Below are 21,979 nucleotides of genomic sequence, written 5' to 3' on the forward strand. Positions count from 1 at the left end.
ATGTTCCGCCCGAGAGAGAAGACGACCGCGAGCCGGGGACCGTCGGGTCCGGTGGAGGCGCTCGGGTGACCCGCCTTCAGGTGGCCGTGACCGGGCTCGGCGTCGTCGCCCCTGGCGGTGTCGGCGTCAAGGAGTTCTGGGAGCTGCTCACCGCGGGCCGCACCGCGACCAGGGCCATCACCCGGTTCGACGCGTCCGGCTACCGCTCGCGCATCGCCGCCGAGTGCGACTTCGACCCGGCGCAGCACCACCTGTCACCGCAACAGGTCCGGCGCATGGACCGGTGCGCGCAGTTCGCGGTCGTCGCCGCCAACGAGGCGCTCGCCGACAGCGGTGTGCTGGGGGAGTCGCCGCCGGAGCGCGTCGGCGTGAGCATCGGCAGCGCCGTCGGCGCCACGATCAGCCTGGAGCGGGAGTACGTCGTGCTCAGCGACGGCGGCGCGCGCTGGGAGGTCGACCCGCGTTACGCCATCCCGCACCTGTACCACCACCTCGTCCCCAGTTCGGTCGCCGCCGAGGTCGCGTGGCTCGCGGGCGCCGAGGGACCGGTCGCGCTGGTGTCCACCGGCTGCACGGCCGGCCTCGACGCCGTCGGCCACGGCGCCCGCCTCGTGGCCGACGGGGAGGTGGACGTGATGGTGGCCGGCGCCTCGGAGGCGCCGATCTCCCCGATCACCGTCGCCTGTTTCGACGCGATCAAGGCGACCTCGCCGAACAACGACGACCCGGAGCACGCCTCCCGCCCGTTCGACGCGCTCCGCAACGGGTTCGTGCTGGGCGAGGGCGCCGCCGTGCTCGTGCTGGAGTCCATGACGCACGCCCGGCGTCGCGGTGCGCGCATCTACGCCACCGTCGACGGCTACGCGAACCGGTGCAACGCCTACCACATGACGGGGCTGCGGCCCGACGGCGTGGAGATGGCGGAGGCGATCCGGCTGGCCATGGCCGAGGCCGGGATGCCGGCCGAGGAGGTCGACTACGTCAACGCGCACGGGTCGGGCACCAAGCAGAACGACCGGCACGAGACGGCGGCCTTCAAGCGCAGCCTGGGCGAGCACGCCTACCGGACGCCGGTCAGCTCGATCAAGTCCATGGTGGGCCACTCGCTCGGCGCGATCGGCTCGCTGGAGGTGGCCGCGTCGGTGCTGGCGATCCACCACGACGTGGTCCCCCCGACGGCGAACCTGCACAACCCCGACCCGGAGTGCGACCTGGACTACGTGCCGCTGGTGGCCAGGGAGCGCCGGGTCGACGCGGTGCTGTCGGTGGGCAGCGGGTTCGGCGGCTTCCAGACCGCGATGGTCCTGCGCGGACCGGCAGGGAGTGGCCGATGACCAGCGTCGCGACGGCGGTCCCGGCGACCGCGCGGAGGACGGGGGACGCCAGGAACGCCGCCGTGGTCACCGGGATGTCCGCCGTCACCGCGATCGGCGTCGGGCTGGAGGAGTACTGGCGCAACCTGCTCGCCGGCGCCTGCGGCATCCGCCCCATCACGCGCTTCGACACCACGGGCTACCCCCTGCGCGTCGCCGGCGAGATCCCGGACTTCGACAGCGCGCGGGTGCCCAGCCGGCTGGTGGTGCAGACCGACCGGTGGACGCACTTCGGCCTCCTGGCCGGCGAGCTCGCGTTGGCCCACGCGGGCGTCGACCCGGCGGAACTGCCCGAGTACGAGCTGTCCGTGCACACCGCGAGCGGCTCCGGCGGCAACGAGTTCGGTCAGCGGGAGCTCCAGGCGCTGTGGGCCGAGGGCCCGAGCAGGGTCGGGGTCTACCAGTCCATCGCGTGGTTCTACGCGGCCACCACCGGTCAGCTTTCCATCCGGCACGGCATGAAGGGCTGGTCCGGGGTGCTCGTCGCGGAGCAGGCCGGCGGGCTCGACGTGGTGGCCCAGGCGCGGCGGTCGCTGGCCCAGGGGTCGGCGGTCGTGCTCACCGGGGCGACCGAGGCCGCGCTGAACCCCGCCGCCTTCACCTCGCAGATCGCCGGCGGGATGCTCAGCCCGGTCGGCGAGTACCTGCCGTTCGACGAGGCGGCCGGCGGGTACCTGCCGGGCGAGGGCGGCGCGATGTTCGTCGTCGAGCCGGCGGAGCGCGCGGTGGCCCGGGCGGCGCGGCCCTACGGCGTCGTCGCGGGGCACGCGGCGACCTTCGACCCCGCGCCGGGGCGGGGACGGCCTCCCGGCCTGCGCCGCGCCGTCGAGACGGCGTTGGCCGACGCGGGAGTCGCACCGTCCGATGTGGACGTCGTCTTCGCCGACGCGCACGGGCACCCCTCGGCCGACGCCGCCGAGGCGCGCGTGCTGACCGAGGTGTTCGGCCCGCGCGGCGTGCCCGTCACGACCACCAAGGCGGCCACCGGGCGGCTGGTCGCGGGCAGCGCCGCGCTGGACGTGGTCACCGCCCTGCTGGCCATGCGGGACGGCGTCATCCCGCCGATGGTCAACGTGCGCCGCCCGGCGTTCGAGATCGACCTCGTCCTCGGGCGACCGCGTCCCGCCGCGCTCCGGACGGCGCTGGTGCTCGCCAGGGGCTACCCCGGATTCAACGCCGCCCTCGTGCTGCGGGCGGCCGCACAGAACTGAACGACGAGAGGAAAGGCATGCAGCCCACCGAGTTCACCCTGACGGACCTGGTCGAGATCATGCGGTCCTGCGCGGGTGTCGATGAGGGCGTCGACCTGGCAGGGGACATCGGCGACACGCCGTTCGTCGAGCTGGGCTACGACTCACTGGCGGTCCTCGCGTTCCAGGCCAGGATCCAGGAACGGACGGGGGTGCCGATGCCCGACGACACCGTCACGCACATGCCGACGCCCAACGCGGCCGTCGAGTTCGTCAACCGGCAGATCCAGGCGGGGGTGCGTTGAGAATGGCCGCTCACACCGACAACAGCATCGTCATCGAGGCGCCCTTCGACCTGGTCTGGGACTGGACCAACGACGTCGAGGACTGGCCGAACCTGTTCACCGAGTACTCCGGGGCCGAGGTGCTGGAGCGCGACGGCGACACGATCCGGTTCCGCCTGACCATGCACCCGCTGCCCAACGGCGAGGTGTGGACCTGGATCTCCGAGCGCACGATGGACAAGGCGAACCGCACGGTGACGGCGCGGCGCATCGAGCTCGGCTGGTTCGAGTACATGCGGCTGCACTGGACCTACGAGGACGTCCCCGGTGGCGTGAAGATGCGGTGGCAGCAGGACTTCACGATGCGCTCGGACGCGCCGTGGCCGGACGACGCCGTGGCCGAGAAGATCAACAGCAGTTCGAAGGTGCAGATGGCGCACATCAAGCAGCGGCTTGAGCAGCGGTACGCCGCCCTCGCCGTCTCCTGACCCGACGTCATCCCTCCCGAGGGCCACGCCGGCGGGCTCCGTCCCGCCGGCGTGGCCCGTTTCCGGTCAGGGCTGGGCGTGGACGCTCCGGTCGCCGTCCCGGCAGGTGGTGCGGCCGGGGGTGGCCGAGCCCATCGAGGCGGTGGCGCACTCCCAGCCCTCGACCGTCAGGAAGCCGCCGGAGCCCTCGGCCATCGTCGGCGCGTCCCGGAAGTAGGCGGCCAGGACCCGCAGCGCGTCGGCGCACGGGACCGGGCCGCCGGGCCCGGCGTCGGCGTGGACCGCGGCCTTCCCGCCGGTGGCGGGGACGGGCACGTCCCCGCAGGCGACCGGCCCGGCCGACTGGGCGCTCGACGACGACGCCGCGGACGGCGCCCCGGACGGTGTTTCGGTCGGCGCGGTTGACGAGGCGCGCTGCCCGCCGGTCTCGACGGCCGGCGGACTGCTCCGGGACGGGGGCGCGACCCCGGTCTGGTCATGGCAGGCCCCGAGAACCGGGCCGAGGGTGATCACGATCAGGGCGGTCGCGAGGCCAACGCGTCGCACGGTGTCTCCCCTTCGGTGCTACTCGACGCCGACGTGCGGCGACGCGCACCGACCCGGCTGAACTCCCCGGCACTGTACGAGGGGCGCCGGTTTCCGACGGGGTGGGAGATCGGGTGATGCGAGGTCCGTCGGCGGGGTGACCCGCGCACCCCACACGGGTGATCTGCGAGTTCCTTCTCGGCCGATGCCGCTCGGGCTGTCGGTGTTCCCGCCCACGCTCCCCTCGCGACCAGATCACCGATCCCGGGAGGTTCACGTGAGCGGGCGGGGTAGGACGGACAGGACCGACAGGACCGACAGGGCCGATACCGAAGCGGACGTCGGGGCCCGTCGCGCGCGTTGGCGGTGGTGGCGACGAACACCGCTGCCGGAGCCCGGGTTGTCGCCGACCGAGCGGTTGGCCACCCCGCACTGGCGGGCCCACGACGACGCGGTCTCCCAGGCGGGTCTCTGGGAGATGGCGAAGGGGCTGCCCGCCGCGGTGCGGGTGGTGCTCCGGCTGGCGTGGCGGGCCAGCCCGGTCGCGCTCGGCACGGCCTTCGCGCTGGAACTGGTCTCCGGCGGGCTGGCCGCCTGCGGGCTGCTGGCGACCGCCAACGCGCTCACCACGTTGCTCGCGGCCGGCCCCACCCCGGAGCGGCTGGCGGCGGCGCTGCCGGTGATCGCGTTGGTGGTGGCCGTGTACGGGGCGCGGGGGCTCGCCGACGCCGGCGTCTCGGCCGCCACCGCCCGGCTCTCCCCCAGCGTGCGCCGGGTGGCCGAGGACGCGTTGGTCGAGGCCAGCTCGCACGTCGAGCTGGCGGCGTTCGACGAGTCCGACTTCCACGACGCCATGGAGCGGGCCAGGGACCGCGGCGTCCTGAACGTGCACGGGGCGACCGACCGCATGGTGACGATGGTCGGGGCGGTGATCTCGCTGGTGGCTGCGGCCGGCGCGCTGGCGGTGCTGCACCCGCTCCTGCTCCCGGTGCTGCTGCTGTCCGTGGTGCCGGAGGCGTGGGCGGCCCTGCGGGTCGCGCGGCTGGCCTACGACCTCGTCCGGCGCACGATCGAACTCAACCGTCGACTGTGGATGATCAGCGACCTGATGGTCGACCGGGACCCGGCGGCCGAGGTCAGGGCGTTCACCGCGCAGTCGTTCCTGCTCGCCGAGTACCGGCGGTTGGCGACGGCGCTGGAGTCCCAGCAGATCCGGCTCGGCCTGCGGCAGGCGCGGGTGCGGGTGACCGGGCGCGCGCTGTCCGGGCTGGGGACCGGGGCCGCCTACGCGACGCTCGGCTGGTTGCTGTTCGCGGGGCTGACCCCGCTGGCCGTCGCCGGCACCGCCGTCCTCGCGATCCGCACCGGGCGGAGCTCCCTGACCCAGGTCGTGCTGGCCGTGAACCGGCTCTACGAGCAGGGCCTGTACATCGCCGACTACCGGGCCTTCCTGGACAGCGCCGCGGAGCGGACCCGGCCGGTGACCGGGCGACGCGCTCCCCGCGACCCCGAGCTGATCGAGGTGCGGGACGTGGAGTTCGGTTACCCGGGCGCGGAGCGGCCGGCGTTGACCGGGGTCAGCATGACCGTCCGGCGGGGCGAGGTGGTCGCGTTGGTGGGGGAGAACGGGTCGGGCAAGAGCACCCTGGCCAAGGTGCTCGCCGGGCTCTACCTCCCCGCGGCGGGCCGGGTGGCCTGGGACGGCGTGGACCTCGCCGCCGTGGACGGCGACTCGGTGGCCGACCGGGTCGGCGTGGTGATGCAGACCCCGACCCACTGGCCGCTCACCGTGCGCGAGAACGTCCGGCTGGGCCGGCCGACCCGGGTCGACCCGGACGGGCGCGTGCTGGCCGGCGTGGCGCGGGACTCGGGGGTGGACGCGGTGGTCGCCGAGCTCCCCCTGGGTTGGGACACGTTGCTGTCGAAGAAGTTCCGGGAGGGCAGGGACCTGTCCGGCGGGCAGTGGCAGCGGATCAGCGTCGGCCGCGCCCTGTACCGGGACGCTCCGCTGATCATCTGTGACGAGCCGACCGCGGCGCTGGACGCCAGGGCCGAGGCCGCGGTCTACGACTCGTTACGCCGGCTGGGCCAGGGGCGGACCGTCGTGCTCATCACCCACCGGCTGGCCAGCGTCCGGCAGGCCGACCAGATCGTGGTGTTGCACCAGGGCCGGATCGTCGAGCGCGGGGACCACGAGCACCTGATGGCGCTGGGCGGCCACTACGCGGAGATGTACTCCCTCCAGGCGCGGGCCTACCAGGACGAACGACCCACCATGGCTGACGGGGCCGACCGGGAGGACGGTGGTGGCGGTCTCCATCGGGAGTCCATTGTGGACATTCATCTGGTCCTGCGTCGGTCGGACGGCAGCGTGCTGCTGACCCGTCCAGCGCGGGCCGGGGCGGAGGACGGCATGTGGCAACTGCCCTCGACCCAGTTGGTGCTCGGGGAGTCGGAGATCGACCGGGTGGTCCAGGCCGTTCGGGAGGAGATCGGGGTCGAGGTCGATCCTGCCGACCTGGAGTTCCGGCACGTGACGCACCACCAGTCCGGCGCGCGGGACGGCCGCCTCGTCTTCTTCTTCCACGCCACGCGGTGGCGGGGTGAGCCGGCGTTCCGCAGGCCCGACCGGTGTGCGGAACTGGGCTGGTTTCCGGTGCACGACCTGCCCGCGAACACAGTCGACTACCCGGCGCGGGTGCTGCGACACCGGGATCGTGAGCTGCCGTTCGACGTCTGCTCACCGCGAACGCCCACCGAGGTCGGGGAGACGCGGACACGCGTGGACGGCGGACGGACGACATGACCGAAGAGTGGGGAGGACGTTGTGTGCTGGACGGAGAACGCCGATCAGGAAATTGGTGGTGCTGGACGAAGCGTCGAGGGTGGCGGCCGGTCTAGCGTCGGCCCCAGGGGCTCGATGAGATGGCCGGGTGTCCGTTCTCGTTGTGCCGGGCACTTACGAGTCCACAGTGGACAGTGTTGGGTCGGGCTGGAGGAGGTGGTTCTCCGGTGACCGGAGGCTCCCACGCGCTCGCTGCGGAGGCGCGGAAAGCCGCCGACGCTGTCGCGGCCCGCGCTGGTTTACGGCTCGTCGAGCTCACCGACGTCCCCGCGCAGAGCGCCGCCGCCGCGCTGCTCGGCCGGATTTGGAAGGCCGGCGCGGTGAGCCAGCCGATCGACGTGGCCCTGCTGCGCGCGCTGGAGTTCGTCGGCGGCTACGTCGCCGGGGCGTACCGGGGCGCGGAGCTGGTGGGCGCGGCGGTCGCGTTCTTCGCGGCCGACGGGCACCTCCACTCGCACGTCGTCGGGGTCGCCCCCGAGCACCACGACCGCGCGGTCGGCTCGGCGCTGAAACTGCACCAGCGGGCGTGGGCGTTGGCCAGGGGGGTGACGGTGGTCAGCTGGACCTTCGACCCGCTGGTGCGGCGCAACGCCTTCTTCAACATCACCAAGTTGGGCGCTGTGCCCGCCGCCTATCTGGTCGACTTCTATGGCGAGATGAGTGACGCCATCAACGCCGGCGCCGGCTCGGACCGCCTGCTCGTGGAGTGGCGTCTGGACGGCGCGCGGGCTGTCGAAGCGGCGGCGGGGCGGCGGTGCGGGCCCGACGCCGACCGGTTGCGGGCGACCGCCCGGGTGCGGTTGGGCCGGTCGCCGACGGGCGCGCCCGTGGTCCCCGGCGGTTCTTTGCCGGACGGGTCGGTCTGGCTGGTCGCCGTCCCGGAGGACGTCGAGGCGCTGCGCCGGTCCGACCCAGCGTTGGCGGCGCGGTGGCGGGCAGCGGTGCGGGAGGCCCTCCAGGAGGGCATGGCGGACGGGCGGCGCGTCACGGGCGCGACGCGCGGCGGATGGTACGTGCTGGAGGCGGACTCGTGAAGATCACAGGTGTTGAGCTGCGTCGCGTGGCGTTGCCGCTGGTGGCGCCGTTCCGGACCTCGTTCGGGGTGGAGACCGAACGGGACGTCCTGCTGGTCAGGGTGGTGACCCCGGACGCCGACGGCTGGGGCGAGTGCGTCGCGATGGCCGATCCGGTCTACTCGTCGGAGTACGTCAACGCCGCGACCGACGTCGTCCGGCGATATCTCGTGCCGACGCTGCTGGGACTGCCCGCGCCGGACGCGTCCGCCTGCGGGCCGGCCTTCGCCCGGTTCCGCGGGCACCCGATGGCCAAGGCCGCGGTGGAGACGGCGGTGCTGGACGCCCAGCTCCGGGCGGTCGGCATGGCGTTCGGGACCTACCTGGGCGCGGTGCGGCCGCGGGTGCCCGCCGGAGTGTCGGTGGGGATCACGGACTCGGTCGACGAGCTGCTCGACCTGGTCGCCCGGTACCTGGACGAGGGCTACGTCCGGATCAAGCTGAAGATCGCTCCGGGCTGGGACGTCGAGCCGGTGCGCGCGGTGCGCGAGCGCTTCGGGGACGGCCTGCCGCTCCAGGTGGACGCGAACGCCGCCTACACCCTGGCCGACGCCCCGCACCTGGCCCGGCTGGACCCGTTCCACCTGCTGATGGTCGAGCAGCCGTTGGCCGAGGACGACCTGCGGGGCCACGCGACGCTGGCCGGCCGGCTCCGCACGCCGATCTGCCTGGACGAGTCGATCACCTCGGCCAGGGCGGCGGCCACCGCGCTGGCGCTGGGCGCGTGCCAGGTCGTCAACGTCAAGCCGGGGCGGGTGGGCGGCTACCTGGAGGCGCGGCGGGTCCACGACGTCTGCGCGGCGCACGGGGTGCCGGTGTGGTGCGGCGGCATGTTGGAGACCGGGCTCGGCAGGGCGGCCAACGTGGCGTTCGCCGCCCTGCCGAACTGCGGCCTCCCTGGCGACACCTCGGCGTCCGACCGCTACTACGCCCGCGACGTCACCGCCCCGTTCACCCTGGTCGACGGGCACCTCACGGTGCCGACCGGCGCGGGCCTCGGGGTCGAGCCGGAGGCCGACGTGCTGGGGGAGGTGACGACCTGGACCGAGTGGATCACCACGTGACCGGCGCGCCCGGGGGTCGTACCGCAGCCAAGTGGTCCGGCCGTCGCCCTCGCCCCGGCTGAGTCTGGCCAGGGTGCTGGCCGATCTCGGGCCCACGGTGCTGGAGCTGGCCTGCCCGGCGGGCGACCTCGACGCGGAGGTCACCTCGGTCGTGATCCACGACCGCTGGACGAGCTGGTGGTGCCGCGCGGCGGGTTCGTGCTGGACGTGGGGGTAGGGGCCCCGAGGACGTCGCGGTGCTGCTCGTCGCCACCGCAGCGGCCGGCGGCGCGGGTCTGGTGGTCCGGGTGCCGGTAGCCGTCGACGACACCATCCGGAAGGCGGCGCGAGACAGCGGCGTGCCGGTGCTCGCCCGCGCACCGGCCGCGTCGTGGTCGCGGGTTGCCACACTGACGCGCTCCCTGCTCGTCGGAAATCCCGCGAGCGGCGAGCTCGACGGAGACCTGTCGGGAGACCTTGTCGAGTTGGCCAACGCGGTCAGCGAGCCGGCCGACGTCGATCTCGGGCTGGACGGCGTGCTCCCGCGTTGCGCGGTCGCGGTTCGGCGGGGGGCGAGGTGCTCGGCTCGGTCTGGGCCGCCGTGCGCGAACCCCTGTCCGCGTGGTGGCGTCAGGCGTACGCGGCGGCTGCCTGGGCGTTGCCACCGAGCGGCTCTGCGTTCTCGCTACTGAGCCCTCCACGCAGGACGAGGTGATCCGAGGTGCGGGAACCACCACCGGCTTTGTGACGCGCTGGCCCTGCACGTCAGCGCTGTGCGCCCCGCTCGGCAGTGGCGGCCCTGGGCGGCGTGACCTGTGCGGTGCTGCCCTCGCACGCAGAGGAAGCGGATGCCGAGCTGTCTGCGGTGCGCGTCGTGGGGAGTTTCGTTGCCCAGGTGGGAAAACGCCGTGCACCGCGCGTCGGCGTCGGCCGCGTCGTGTCCACTCTCCCCGAGATCGGCCTATCCCGTGACGACGCAGACCGTGCCCGTCCGCGTGCTGTCTGCCCGCCCCGAACTCGGCTCTGTCGTCCGGTACGCGGACGGGCACGCCGACTCGTTGTTGCTCAGGCTCGGAGATCTGATCGTGGTGGATCGACACGCGCCGTCCGGCTCGTACGCCCGGTTGTTGGCCTACCAGACAGCTTTCGTCCACTGAGGACAGTTCATCGGCTGCTCTCTTTCCAGTCGTACCAACGTCTTTTCTACCCGGCTGCGCGGCTCTCGCCGCGTCGCGCGGGCTGCGGGGGAGGGCGCCCAGCACGGGCCAACGCCGTGTCCGAAACGCGCCAGCATCCGCCGTGGTCGATTGGTTGACTGGTCTCACCAGCGAACGCGGAAGCAGGAGAGACAATGAACAGCGCCGTCGACGGTGCCTTTTTTGGGGATAATTCCCCGCAATCTCAGAAAACGAACGCGATGGCCGTGCTCGACGGTTTCTACGAGGCGGAGCGAGCGTATTTCGCCGCTGGTGGCCCCGGTGTCGCCGACTTCGCGGACGTCGCACGGTTCCTGGCGCCCGACGTGGTGTTGTACTCGGCTCCCGGCCTGCCCTACGGCGGTGTCTGGCGCGGCCACGAGGGGATGGAGCGCTTCCTGGCCGCGATGGCCGGGTGCTGGGAGTCCGTGGAGTTCCTGGACCGCACGCACGTCGCGGAGGGCGACCGGGTCGCGGTTTTCCTGCGCGTGGTGTTCCGGGCCAGGAACGGGCGCGAGCTGGAAACCACGCTCCTGCAGATGAACACCGTGCGGAACGGGCTCGTCACCGAGTTCCGCCCCTATTACTGGGACCCGGCGGCGGTGGCCGACGTCGTGCGTGACGAGGCGTCCCGCGTCGACCCGGCCTGACCTGTCGGCGGTCGGGACCAGCTCCTGCCCCGCCGCATTCGAGAACAAAAGTCCCACAAGAGCACCGCTCGACAAGAACTGATCTCCACACCAACTGGGAACAGAGGAGAACTCGTCATGTCCAACCTCGCCGGCAAGATCGCGTTGGTGACCGGGGGGAGCCGGGGGATCGGCGCGGGGGTCGCCGAGCGGCTCGCCCGGGCCGGCGCCGACGTCGCGGTGACCTACGTCCACTCCGCCGAGCAGGCCGACACCGTCGTGCGGCGCATCGAGGCCCTGGGGCGCCGGGCGGTGGCGATCCAGGCCGACGCGGCGGACGCCGCGGCCGTCGTCGGCGCGGTCGAGCGCACGGTCGCCGAGTTCGGCCGGCTCGACATCCTGGTGAACAACGCCGGGGTGGGCATCATGGCCCCGCTGGAGCAGTTGACGGTGGAACAGGCCGACCAGTCCTACGCGGTGAACATCCGATCGGTGTTCGTCGCCTCGCAGGCCGCGGCGGCCCACATGGGCCAGGGCGGGCGCATCATCAGCATCGGCAGCGCCCTGAGCCGGCACGTGCCCTTCCCCGGCGCGAGCCTGTACACGATGAGCAAGTCCGCGCTGGTCGGCCTCACCAAGGGGCTGGCGAGGGACCTCGCGGGCCGCGGTGTGACGGTGAACCTGGTGCAGCCGGGCGCGATCAACACCGACCTGAACCCGGTCGACGGGCCGGCGGCCGAGTCGCAGCGCGTGCTCACCACCGTGGGGCACTTCGGGGAGACCTCCGACGTCGCCGCAATGGTCGCCTACCTCGCCGGCGAGGAGGCGCGGTTCGTGACGGGCACCGCGCTGGCCATCGACGGCGGCCACTCGATCTGAGCCACGGGCGACAACTGGTGAACAGAGGGGACGGGCGAACGCCCGTCCCCTCCACCGACCGTGACCGGGTTCGACCCTGTCCGCTCCACTCCGCCGGCCCGGCTCTGGTCGCCTCCGGTCTGTCCACTCGGGGTGTCCACTCGGGGTGTCCACTCGGGGTGTCCACTCGGGGTGTCCACTCGGGGTGTCCTCAGAGGACAGTGGTCGAAGGACGGTGAATCCGGATCGAAAGTGGGTTCCCACTGGGGATCGGGGAAGAAACCGCGCGTTTCCTGTCAGCCCCAGGTGTCGGGGTAGGGCTGCCCCCCGAGGAGAACGGCCGGGTGGCAGGCAGGTCGCGGGCGGGTTCCGCCGGGAGTATCGGAAGCGTCCGGCGACAACCCTGATCGCTCTTCACGAATCGAGAGCCCGCGATGTCGATTCCCCTGCGGCGTACCGCGTCCCCGTCCGCCGCGTCTCCCGTGGAAGCCGTCGACCCGTCGGCGCCGCCCACACCGGTGCGGCGTGCCTTCACGCTGTGGCTGGTCGCGGTCGGGGCGGGTGTGTTCGAGACCGTGTTGGCGGTCGGTGGCCTGGTGGCCAACGGGCCGGGTTCGGGCGCTCAGGTCGTGACGGGCCTCGTGATCCGGATTCCGGTCTTCGTCGCCGCGGTGGTGGCCGCGCTCCACATGCGCAGGGGGCGCCCGTGGGGCAGGACCTTCCTCGCGCTCGGGCTGGGCGTTCTGGGCACAGCCTCGATGGTGGTCCCACCGATCAGCGCTCTCGCCCAGGGGCGTTCCCTCGGCTCGTTCGTCGAGAAGCTCGGAGCGATGGATCTCGTGTTCGGGATGAGCCGCGTCGTGCACGTGCTCGCCGTGCTCACCGCCGTCAGCCTGATGTTCCTCCCGGCTGCCAACGCGTACTTCCGTTCCAGGCGCGCGAACTAGAGGTCAGGGCCGACAGGCCCTCCCGCGCTTCTGGTCGCTCTCCTGCCCTCTGCTGTTGCCCGTTCCACCCGACGTGCCCACGCGGTTCCGCCGCGTGGGCACGTCTCGTGCTGGGACCAGGGGGCGGCGAGCGACGCCGGCACGGCAAACCATGTCGTGCATCTGTCGGTTTCCCGGCGGGCGAGCCATTTCTCCCCTTCCTTCCCCACCAGCCGAGCGTCAGGCTTCGGCCGGGTGGGCGCGGTCCGTCCGGAGCTGTGATCTGAGCTGCGTATTTGTTGACGAGTGTCAGAGTGCTCCCAATAAGGTTAGGCTCACCTCACTTTGGTGTTGCGGGTGCTCACTGTGTCACGCACGGTGACCGCCCGCGCGCCGGGTGGCGTTCCTGGGGAACACGGAAGGGCTGGTCAGAGTGAACACGGTGACGAACGTCCCGTCGGCGGTCGAGGCCGAGTACAGCCGGGAGATCCGGGAGGGGCTCGACCCGGCCGTGCTGGAGGTCGGCCCGCCGCCGATCCCCGAGCTGGCGGGGCCGTGGCGGATGCGACTGGCCCAGGCGGAGGGCGCGGACCTCGACCTGATCCACGGCTGGATGAACGCGCCGCACGTGGCGCCGTACTGGGACCAGGCGTGGCCGAGGGAGCGGTGGGCCCGCGCGCTCGCCGGCCAGCTCGCCGGCACCTACTCCCGCCCGTTCGTCGTCGACCTGGACGGCGAGCCCTTCGCCTACGTCGAGCTGTACCGCGCGGCGCGGGACGTGGTGGCCGCCCACTACGACGCCCGGCCGCACGACGTCGGCTACCACGTGGCGATCGGCGACAAGGACCGCGTCGGCAAGGGCATCGGGGGTCAGCTCTTCAAGGCGGTCATCGACGGCGTCTTCGCCGCCGAGGCCGAGTGCGCGCGGATCGTGTCCGAGCCGGACGCGCGCAACGAGGCCGCCCGCCGGATGGACGTCAAGCTCGGCCTGCACTTCCTGGGCGAGGTCGACCTGCCGCACAAGCGGGCGGCCCTGTTCGTCTATCCGCGCACGACGGCGGACGTCCCGACCCTCGTCTGAGCCCGCCGCCCGCCCGACCCGTCGCCACTGGGGGAGACGTCCATGACCGCTCAGGAGACCGGGCCCGCTCCCGCCGGCCCGCACGCCGATGACCGCGGGGCCGGTGATCACGGGGCCGGCGAGCACGGGGTGCCGATCGGGACCCCGCTGGACAACGCCACGGTCCACGTCCTGGACGGGTCGCTGCGGCCCGTCCCGGTCGGAGTGGCGGGCGAGCTGTACGTGGCCGGGGCCGGGCTGGCCCGCGGCTACCTGGGCCGGCCGGGGCTGACGGCGGAGCGGTTCGTCGCCGACCCGTTCGGCGAGCCGGGGCAGCGCATGTACCGCACGGGCGACCTGGTGCGGTGGGGCGCGGACGGGAACCTGGTGTTCGTCGGCCGAGCCGACGACCAGGTGAAGATCCGGGGTTTCCGGATCGAGCTGGGCGAGGTGGAGTCGGCGCTGGCCGGGCACCCCGCCGTCGCGCAGGTGGCGGTCGTCGCGCGCGAGGACCGGCCCGGCGACCGGCGGCTGGTCGGCTACGTCGAGCCGGCCGCGACCGGCGCGACGCCGGAGCCCGCCGAGGTCCGGCGGTGGCTGGCCGAGCGCCTGCCGGACTACATGGTGCCGTCGGCGGTCGTGGTCATGGACCGGTTGCCGGTGCTGCGCAACGGGAAACTGGACCGGCGGGGGTTGCCCGCCCCGGTGTTCGACGCGACGCCGGCCAGCAGCGCGCCCCGCACCCCGATCGAGGAGGTGCTCTGCGCCGTCTTCGCCGAGGTGCTGGGCGTGCCCGCGGTCGGTGTGGACGACAGCTTCTTCGACCTCGGCGGCGACAGCATCATCGCGATCCAGCTCATCACCCGCGCGCGGCGGGCCGGGCTGGCGGTGACCGCGCGGGACGTGTTCGAGCGCCGCACCGTCGCCGCGTTGGCCGCCGTGGCCGGCACCCTGACCAGTGACGTCGTGGGCGAGGAGCCGGGCAGCGGCGTCGGCGACGTGGAGCCGACCCCGGTCTTCCACTGGGTGCGGGAGCGCGGAGTGCCGAGCGCCGGCCTCTTCCAGGCGATGACCGTGCGGGCCCCGGCGGGAATGCTCCTCGACGACCTCGTCGCCGCGGTGCAGGCGGTCCTCGACCACCACGACGTGCTGCGCGCGTCGGTGACCTGCGCCGCCGACGCGCCGTGGCGGTTCCACGTGCCCCAGCCCGGTTCGGTCCAGGCGGCCGGCCTGGTCTCCCGGATCTCCGTGCGGGGGATGTCCGGGCGGGAACTGTCCACTGTGGTCGCCGAGGAGACCGCGGCGGCGCAGCGGAGGCTCGACCCCGAGGCCGGGGTCATGGCCCAGGTGGTGTGGTTCGACGCGGGGGACCGGCCGGGCCGCGTGGTGCTGGCGCTGCACCACTTCGTGGTGGACGGCGTGTCCTGGCGCGTGCTGCTTCCCGACCTCCGCGCGGCCTACGAGTCGGTCGTGGCGGGCGCAACGCCGAAGCTGGAGCCGGTGGGCACCTCGTTCCGCAGCTGGGCGCGCCTGCTCACCGAGCAGGCCGCGCTGCGGACGTCGGAGGCGGAGACGTGGATCGGCGCGCTCGACGGCCCGGACCCGCTGCTCACCTCGCGGCCCCTGGACCCGGCGCTGGACACCGCCGCCACCGCCGGCCACCTGACGTTGACGTTGCCGGCGGAGCGGACCGCGCCGCTGCTGACGACCGTTCCGGCTGCGTTCCACGCCGGGGTCAACGACGTCCTGCTCACCGCGCTCGGGCTCGCGGTCGACGGCTGGCGCCGACGTCGGGGCGTGGACACCGGGGCCGGCGTCCTGCTCGGCCTGGAAGGCCACGGCCGTGCGGAGGTCGTCGACAGCGTCGACCTCTCGCGGACGGTCGGCTGGTTCACCAGCGTCCACCCCGTGCGGATCGCGCCCGGCGCACTGTCCGAAGAGGACATTCGCTCGGGCGCGCCCGAGGTGGGGGCCGCACTCAAGCGGGTCAAGGAGCAACTGCGCGCGCTGCCGGACAACGGCATCGGTTACGGCCTGCTGCGCCACCTGGCCGACGAGACCGGGCCGGCGCTGGCCGAGCTGCCCACGCCGCAGATCGGCTTCAACTACCTCGGTCGGTTCGCCACGCCGGAGACCGAGGACTGGGGTCCGGTGCCGGACAGCGAAGCCCTGACGGCGGGGCAGGCCCCGACGGCGCCGTTGCCCTACGGCCTCAACCTCAACGTGCTCGGCCAGGACCGCCCCGGCGGTCCGGAGCTCGTCGCGTCCTGGACCTGGGCCGGCGCGTTGTTCTCCGAGGCGGACGTGCGCGAACTCGCCGAGGCGTGGTTCGCCGCGCTGGACGGCCTGGTCGCCCACGCCAACACACCCGGCTCCGGCGGGCGCACTCCCTCCGACCTACCGCTGGTTTCCCTGGAGCAGCGCGAGATCGAGCAGTTGGAGGCCGACTACCAGAAGCACGGCGGCCTGGCGGACGTCCTCCCGCTCACCCCGCTCCAGGAGGGCCTGCTCTTCCACTCGCTCCTGCGCGACGACGACAACCCCGACGTCTACACCGTGCAGGTCGTCTTCACCCTGGACGGCCCGCTCGACGGCGACCGCCTGCGTGCGGCGGGGCAGGCGCTCGTGGACCGCCACCCCAACCTCCGCGCCTGTTACCCCCAGGCCCTCGGTGGGCGGCCCGTGCAGGTCGTGGCGCGCGAGGCGACCCTGCCGTGGCGGGAGGAGGACCTGTCGGGGCTGGACGAGTCCACACAGGACGAACGGACCCGGAGCGTCGCGCGCGAGGACTTCGTACGGCGGTTCGACCTCACGAGCCCGCCCCTGCTGCGGCTGACCCTGGTGCGGCTCGGCCCCGACCGGCACCGGATGGTCCTGACCAACCACCACATCCTCCTGGACGGCTGGTCCATGCCGGTCCTGACCAACGAGCTGTTCGCCCTCTACGCCGACCGGGGCGCGAGCCTGCCGAGGGCCGTGCCGTTCCGGGACTACCTGGTCTGGCGGGCCGCGCAGGACGACAGGGTGGCGGAGGGGACCTGGCGCGCCGCGCTGTCCGAAGTGGACGAACCCACGCTGGTCGCCCCGCCGGACTCGGTGATCGCCGAGGACGGGCGCCCCGCGCCCCGCCCCGAGCAGGTCGCGCTGGACCTGCCCGCCGACCTCGTCGCCGTCCTGACCGACCAGGCCAGGAAGCACGGCGTCACGATCAACACTGTCGTGCAGGGCGCGTGGGCGCTGTTGCTCGGCCAGCTCACCGCGCGCGACACGGTGGTGTTCGGCGCGATGGTTTCCGGTCGCCCGCCGGAGATCCCGGGTGTCGAGACGATGATCGGCCAGCTCAGCAACACCCTGCCGATCCCGGTGCGCATCCGCCCGGACGAGCCGGTCGTCTCGGTCCTCGCCCGGCTCCAGGAGCAGCAGACGCGGCTGATGTCCTACCAGCACACGGCGTTGACGAGCCTGCACCGGATGCTCGGGCAGACGGAGCTGTTCGACACGCTGCTGGTGTTCGAGAACTACCCGCTCAGCGCGGGGCGCGGGCGTGAGCTGGCCCCCGGCGTGACGGTCGGCTCCGTCGACGTCACCGACGCCACGCACTACCCGCTGACGCTCGTGGTGATGCCCGGAGAGGGACTGCGGCTCGCCCTGGGCTACCGCCCGGACCTGTTCCGGCGCGAGGAGGTGGAGCGGATCACCGAAGCGCTGGAACGCATCCTCCACACGATCGCCCACGCGCCGCAGACCCCGGTCGCGCGGCTGGACCCGTTGTCGGAGTCGGAGCGCCAGCGGGTGTTGGTTGAGTGGAACGACACCGACAGCGGCCTCGCCGTGGCGACGCTGCCCGAGCTGTGGGAGCAGCGGGTCGCCCGCACACCGGACGCCGTCGCCGTGGTGTTCGAGGACGTTCGAGTCGACGGGAAGTCCACTGAGGACGGTCAGGACGACCGGAGCCCGGTGGTCGAGCTGACCTACGCGGAGCTGAACGCGGCCGCGAACCAGCTCGCGCGCCACCTCGTCGCCCGGGGCGTCGGCCCGGAGCGGTTCGTGGGCGTGATGGTCCCGCGCTCGGTGGAGATGGTCCTGACCCTGTTGGCCGTGCAGAAGGCCGGCGGCGTCTACCTGCCGCTGGACCCGGACTACCCGGCCGACCGGCTGGAGCACATGCTGTCCGAGACGGACCCGGTGTGCCTGCTCACCACCGGTGCCCTGCAGGAGGGCGCGGCCGGGCGGATCGCGCCGGACGTGCCGCGCGTCGTGCTCGACGATCTCGACACCCTCGCCGAGCTGGTGGAGCACGCGGAAGCGGACCTGACCGACGCGCAGCGCCGTTCACCGCTGACTGTCCACAATGCCTCGTACGTCATCTACACCTCGGGCTCCACCGGACGACCCAAGGGCGTCGTGGTCGCCCACACGGGAATCAGCAAGCTGCTCGCCACCCAGACAGCCCGGTTCGGGGTGGACGCGAACACCCGCGCCCTGCACTTCGCCTCGCCCAGCTTCGACGCGGCCTTCTGGCAGACGCTCATCCCCCTGCTGTCCGGGGGAACGCTCGTGATCTGCCCGGCGGAGCTGCGCGCGCCCGGTGAGCCGCTCGTGGCGTTCCTGCGTCGGCACCAGGTGAACTTCCTCGGGTTGCCGCCCTCGCTGCTCGCGATGTTCCCGCCGGGCTGCGAGCTGCCGGAGGACGTGACGTTGGTGGCGGGCGCGGAGAAGGTCCCGCCCGAGGTGGTGCGCCGGTGGGCGCGGGGCCGCCGGTTCTTCAACGCCTACGGCCCGACCGAGGCGACGGTCAACACGACGTTGTGGGAGCACGACGGGACGGCCGACTCCGATGTGGACTCGGTCGTGCCCATCGGCCGGCCCGACCCCGACACCAGAACCTATGTGCTGGACCGGTTCCTGCGGCCGAGCCCGGTCGGCTCGGTGGGTGAGCTGTACGTCGCCGGCCCCGGTGTGGCGCGGGGCTACCTGGGGCGTCCCGACCTCACAGCCGAGCGGTTCGTCGCCGACCCCTTCGGGCCGGCGGGCTCGCGGATGTACCGGACCGGCGACCTGGTCCGCTGGTTGCCGACCGGCGAGCTGGAGTACGTCGGGCGAGCCGACCACCAGGTGAAGGTGCGGGGTTTCCGGATCGAGCTGGGCGAGGTCGAGGCGGCGTTGGCCACCCACCCCGACGTCCGGCACGTGGTGGTGGTCGTTCGGGAGGACCAGCCCGGCGTCCGCAAGCTCGTCGGCTACGTCGTGCCCGAGCCGGACCGCCGGGTGGACGGCGCCGAGGTGCGGGCGCGGGCCGCCGAGGGGCTGCCCGACTACATGGTGCCCGCCGCGGTGGTCGTGCTCGACGAGCTTCCGGTTCTGCCCAACGGAAAAGTGGACCAGAAGGGACTGCCCGCGCCCGACTTCGGCGCGCTCTCCTCCGGTCGTGCCGCGCGGACGCCGGTGGAGAAGGCGCTGTGCGCGGTGTTCGCGGAGGTCCTCGGGCTGCCCTCGGTCGGCGTGGACGACAGCTTCTTCGACCTGGGCGGGGACAGCATCATCGCCATCCAGTTGATCGCGCGGGCGCGCCGGGCCGGGTTCGTCGTGTCGGCCCGTGATCTGTTCGAGCGCCGGACCGTGGCCGCGCTGGCTGGGGTTGTCGGCCAGGTCGGGGACGGCGCGCTCGCGGAGGAGCGCGGCGCGGGTGTCGGCGAGGTGGAGCCGACGCCGGTGTTCCGCCGGTTCTTCGAGACGGGCGCGCCCGCGCGCGGGTTCTTCCAGTCGATGCTCGTGCGCGTTCCGGCGGGACTGCGGTGGAACGCCCTGGTCTCTGCGGTGCAGGCGGTGCTGGACCACCACGACGTGCTGCGCATGCGGCTGATCGCGGGGGACGATGGGACTCGGGGTCTGAGTGTGGCTCCGGAAGGCGCGGTGCGCGCGGAGGACCGGGTCCACCGAGTTGACGCGTCCACAGTAGACGACGATGCGATGTCGGCCGCGGTGGACGAGCAGGTCGACGCGGTCAGGAGAACACTGGACCCCGAGACCGGGGAGCTGGCGCGGTTCGTGTGGTTCGACGCGGGCGAGCGGCCCGGACGGCTTCTCGTGGTACTGCACCACTTCGCCGTGGACGGGGTGTCCTGGCGCATCCTGCTGCCCGACCTGCGGGCCGCGTACGAGGCGGTCGCCGCCGGCCGGACGCCGGAGCTGGAGCCGGTGGGCACCTCGTTCCGCCGGTGGGCCGCCCTGCTCGCCGAGCAGGCGCACACGCCGCGCAGGACCGAGGAACTGGCGCTGTGGCGCGGCATTCTCGACGGCCCGGACCGGCTGCTCGGCGATCGGCCGTTCGATCCGGCCCGCGACACCGTCGGAACCGCGCGGCACCTCACGTTGGCGTTGCCGCCGGAGCGGACCACGCCGCTGCTCACGACCGTTCCGGCCGCGTTCCACGCCGGCGTGCAGGACGTTCTCCTGACCGCGCTGGCGATGGCGGTCGAGTCGTGGCGCGGTCGGCGTGGCGACGGCGTCCTGGTCGATCTGGAGGGGCACGGCCGCGAAGAGATCGTCAACGGGGTCGACCTGTCGCGCACGTTGGGCTGGTTCACCAGCATTCACCCCGTGCGCATCGGTCCCGGTGTGCTGACCGACGAGGAGATGCGCACCGGCGCGGAGTCCGTCGGCGCGGCGGTGAAACGGGTCAAGGAACAGGTCCGTTCGGCGCCCGACCACGGCATCGGCTACGGCATGCTCCGCTACCTCAACGAGGAGACCGGGAACTGCCTGCGCTCGGAGCTCACGCCGCAGATCGGCTTCAACTACCTGGGCCGGTTCGCGATGCCCGCTGGCGGCCCCGGCCACGACACGGACTGGGAGCCTGTGGGCGACCGCGCGCTCCGGAGCGGCGCGGACCCCGCCTCACCCATGCCGCACAGCCTGAGCGTCAACGCGCTGACCCACGACCGGCCCGAGGGGCCCGAACTGGCCGTGACGTGGTCGTGGCCCGCTGAGTTGTTCGACGAGGCCGAGGTGCGGCGACTCGCCGAGGCGTGGTTCACCGCTCTGGACGGCCTCGTCGCGCACGCGGAGCGCCCCGGCTCGGGCGGGCGGACTCCGTCGGACCTTCCGTTGGTGTCGTTGTCGCAGCGGGACGTCGAGCGACTGGAGGCCGACTGGCCCGATCTGGCGGACGTGCTGCCGCTCAGCCCGCTCCAGGAGGTCATGGCCCGGCACACCCGGCTGCTCGCCGAGGACAGCACCGACGTCTACACCTCGCAGGCGGTCTTCACGTTCCGGGGCCCGCTGGACGGGGAGCGGTTGCGCGCCGCCGGGCAGGCCTTGCTCGACCGGCACGCGAACCTGCGCGCCGCCTTCGCGGCAACGGGCGACGGCGAGGTGGTCCAAGTCGTGCCGGGCTCGGTCACGCTGCCCTGGCGGGAGTTCGATCTGTCCGAAGTGGACAGTGCGACGGAGGTGGAGCGGACGGCCGCCGAGATCGCCGAACTCGACTTCGCCCTGCGGTTCGACCTCGCCCGCCCGCCGCTGGTGCGGCTCACCTTCCTGCGCCTGGGCGGTGACCGCAGTCGGCTTGTCTTCACCAGCCACCACATCCTGTCCGACGGCTGGTCCGCTCCGCTGATCATGCGGGACCTGTTCGCCCTCTACGCGGCCGGCGGCGACCCCGACGCGCTGCCCAGGGTCGTGCCGTTCCGCGACTACCTGTCCTGGCAGGACAGACAGGACACGCCCTCGGCGGACGCGGCGTGGCGGGAGGCGTTGGCCGGACTGGACGAACCCACGCTGGTCGCCCCCGCGCCCCGCGTGGCCGTGCGCCCCGAGCAGGTGGCCCTGCACCTGCCCACCGACCTGGTCTCGGCCCTGGGCGAGCGCGCGCGTCAGCACGCGCTCACGCTCAACACCCTCGTGCAGGGCGCGTGGGGACTCCTGGTGGGCGACCGGCTCGGCAGGGACGACGTCGTGTTCGGCGCGATGGTTTCCGGCCGACCGCCGGAGATCTCGGGCGTCGAGACGGTGATCGGTCTGCTCAGCAACAGCGTTCCGGTGCGGGTGCGGTGGCGGCCGGACGAGCCGGTCCACGTGGCGTTGGCCCGGCTCCAGGACCAACAGGCCGGTCTGCTGCCCTACCAGCACACCTCGTTGACCCGCCTGCAACGCCTCACCGGGACGCCCGAGCTGTTCGACACGTTGCTGGTGTTCGAGAACTACCCGATGGACGCGGAGCGACTGCGTCGTCCGCTGCCCGGCGTCGAGGTGGTCGGCACCGAGTTCCGGGGCGCCGCCCACTATCCGCTGACGATGGTGGTGATCCCGGGCGAGGGCCTGCACGTCACCCTCGACTACCGGCCGGACCTGTTCACCAGGGACGAGGTCGAGCGGATCGCCAGCGCCTACCGGGATCTCCTCGACCGGATGGCGCGGGACCTCGGCACGCCGGTCACCGACCTCCTCGCCCGCTGAGCGCCACCCTGCTCCCGAGATCGGAAACTGTG

The 21,979-nt window shown here is 73.0% G+C and carries 15 protein-coding genes; 14 read left to right on the forward strand and 1 reads right to left on the reverse strand.

From position 1 onward, the window contains the following. The first annotated feature begins 65 nt into the window (after window positions 1–65). The 4 genes from BUE43_RS05665 to BUE43_RS05680 are packed head-to-tail and all read left to right on the forward strand — an operon-like array spanning window position 66 to window position 3,335. Window positions 66–1,334, forward strand: coding sequence for a beta-ketoacyl-[acyl-carrier-protein] synthase family protein (locus BUE43_RS05665; protein WP_073480351.1), 1,269 nt, complete (start codon window positions 66–68; stop codon window positions 1,332–1,334). After that, window positions 1,331–2,584 (forward strand): ketosynthase chain-length factor, encoded by a 1,254-nt coding sequence (locus BUE43_RS05670; RefSeq protein ID WP_073480352.1) that lies wholly within the window; start codon window positions 1,331–1,333, stop codon window positions 2,582–2,584. Before BUE43_RS05665 ends, BUE43_RS05670 begins: the two co-directional genes overlap by 4 nt. Before the next feature lie 17 nt (window positions 2,585–2,601). Next, window positions 2,602–2,868: an acyl carrier protein gene (locus BUE43_RS05675; RefSeq protein ID WP_073480353.1), complete on the forward strand. Its 267-nt coding sequence runs from the start codon at window positions 2,602–2,604 to the stop codon at window positions 2,866–2,868. Window positions 2,869–2,870: 2 nt separating this feature from the next. Next, window positions 2,871–3,335 carry an SRPBCC family protein gene (locus tag BUE43_RS05680; protein WP_073480354.1) on the forward strand — a complete coding sequence of 155 codons (465 nt, stop codon included), beginning with the start codon at window positions 2,871–2,873 and terminating at the stop codon, window positions 3,333–3,335. 66 nt (window positions 3,336–3,401) lie between these two features. Here the strand turns inward: BUE43_RS05680 and BUE43_RS05685 are convergent, their stop codons facing one another. Next, on the reverse strand, window positions 3,402–3,881 hold the full coding sequence (locus BUE43_RS05685; RefSeq protein WP_073480355.1) for a hypothetical protein: 480 nt from the start codon (window positions 3,879–3,881) through the stop codon (window positions 3,402–3,404). A gap of 379 nt (window positions 3,882–4,260) precedes the next feature. Between BUE43_RS05685 and BUE43_RS05690 the strand changes: the two genes are divergently transcribed. The 10 genes from BUE43_RS05690 to BUE43_RS05735 all read left to right on the forward strand — a co-directional run bounded on the left by BUE43_RS05690 (window position 4,261) and on the right by BUE43_RS05735 (window position 21,947). After that, window positions 4,261–6,666 (forward strand): ATP-binding cassette domain-containing protein, encoded by a 2,406-nt coding sequence (locus BUE43_RS05690; protein ID WP_073480356.1) that lies wholly within the window; start codon window positions 4,261–4,263, stop codon window positions 6,664–6,666. Between the two features lie 206 nt (window positions 6,667–6,872). Further along, window positions 6,873–7,739: a GNAT family N-acetyltransferase gene (locus BUE43_RS05695; RefSeq protein WP_073480357.1), complete on the forward strand. Its 867-nt coding sequence runs from the start codon at window positions 6,873–6,875 to the stop codon at window positions 7,737–7,739. Further along, entirely contained in the window at window positions 7,736–8,842 is a 1,107-nt protein-coding gene (menC, locus tag BUE43_RS05700; RefSeq protein WP_073480358.1) for an o-succinylbenzoate synthase, read from the forward strand. The genes BUE43_RS05695 and menC overlap by 4 nt, the downstream gene beginning before the upstream one ends. A gap of 31 nt (window positions 8,843–8,873) precedes the next feature. Beyond that, window positions 8,874–9,059: a hypothetical protein gene (locus BUE43_RS05705; RefSeq protein ID WP_073480359.1), complete on the forward strand. Its 186-nt coding sequence runs from the start codon at window positions 8,874–8,876 to the stop codon at window positions 9,057–9,059. A gap of 730 nt (window positions 9,060–9,789) precedes the next feature. Next, window positions 9,790–9,978, forward strand: coding sequence for a hypothetical protein (locus tag BUE43_RS05710; RefSeq protein ID WP_073480360.1), 189 nt, complete (start codon window positions 9,790–9,792; stop codon window positions 9,976–9,978). Window positions 9,979–10,238: 260 nt separating this feature from the next. Then, window positions 10,239–10,667 carry a nuclear transport factor 2 family protein gene (locus BUE43_RS05715; protein WP_073480361.1) on the forward strand — a complete coding sequence of 143 codons (429 nt, stop codon included), beginning with the start codon at window positions 10,239–10,241 and terminating at the stop codon, window positions 10,665–10,667. 117 nt (window positions 10,668–10,784) lie between these two features. Beyond that, window positions 10,785–11,525 carry an SDR family NAD(P)-dependent oxidoreductase gene (locus BUE43_RS05720; protein WP_073480362.1) on the forward strand — a complete coding sequence of 247 codons (741 nt, stop codon included), beginning with the start codon at window positions 10,785–10,787 and terminating at the stop codon, window positions 11,523–11,525. A gap of 413 nt (window positions 11,526–11,938) precedes the next feature. Beyond that, entirely contained in the window at window positions 11,939–12,451 is a 513-nt protein-coding gene (locus BUE43_RS05725) for a hypothetical protein (RefSeq protein ID WP_143173980.1), read from the forward strand. 421 nt (window positions 12,452–12,872) lie between these two features. After that, entirely contained in the window at window positions 12,873–13,511 is a 639-nt protein-coding gene (locus BUE43_RS05730) for a GNAT family N-acetyltransferase (RefSeq protein WP_200797390.1), read from the forward strand. Window positions 13,512–13,553: 42 nt separating this feature from the next. Further along, window positions 13,554–21,947, forward strand: coding sequence for a non-ribosomal peptide synthetase (locus tag BUE43_RS05735; protein WP_073480363.1), 8,394 nt, complete (start codon window positions 13,554–13,556; stop codon window positions 21,945–21,947). The last annotated feature ends 32 nt before the right edge of the window (window positions 21,948–21,979 follow it).

The organism is Streptoalloteichus hindustanus (assembly GCF_900129375.1).
Taxonomy (GTDB): domain Bacteria; phylum Actinomycetota; class Actinomycetes; order Mycobacteriales; family Pseudonocardiaceae; genus Streptoalloteichus; species Streptoalloteichus hindustanus.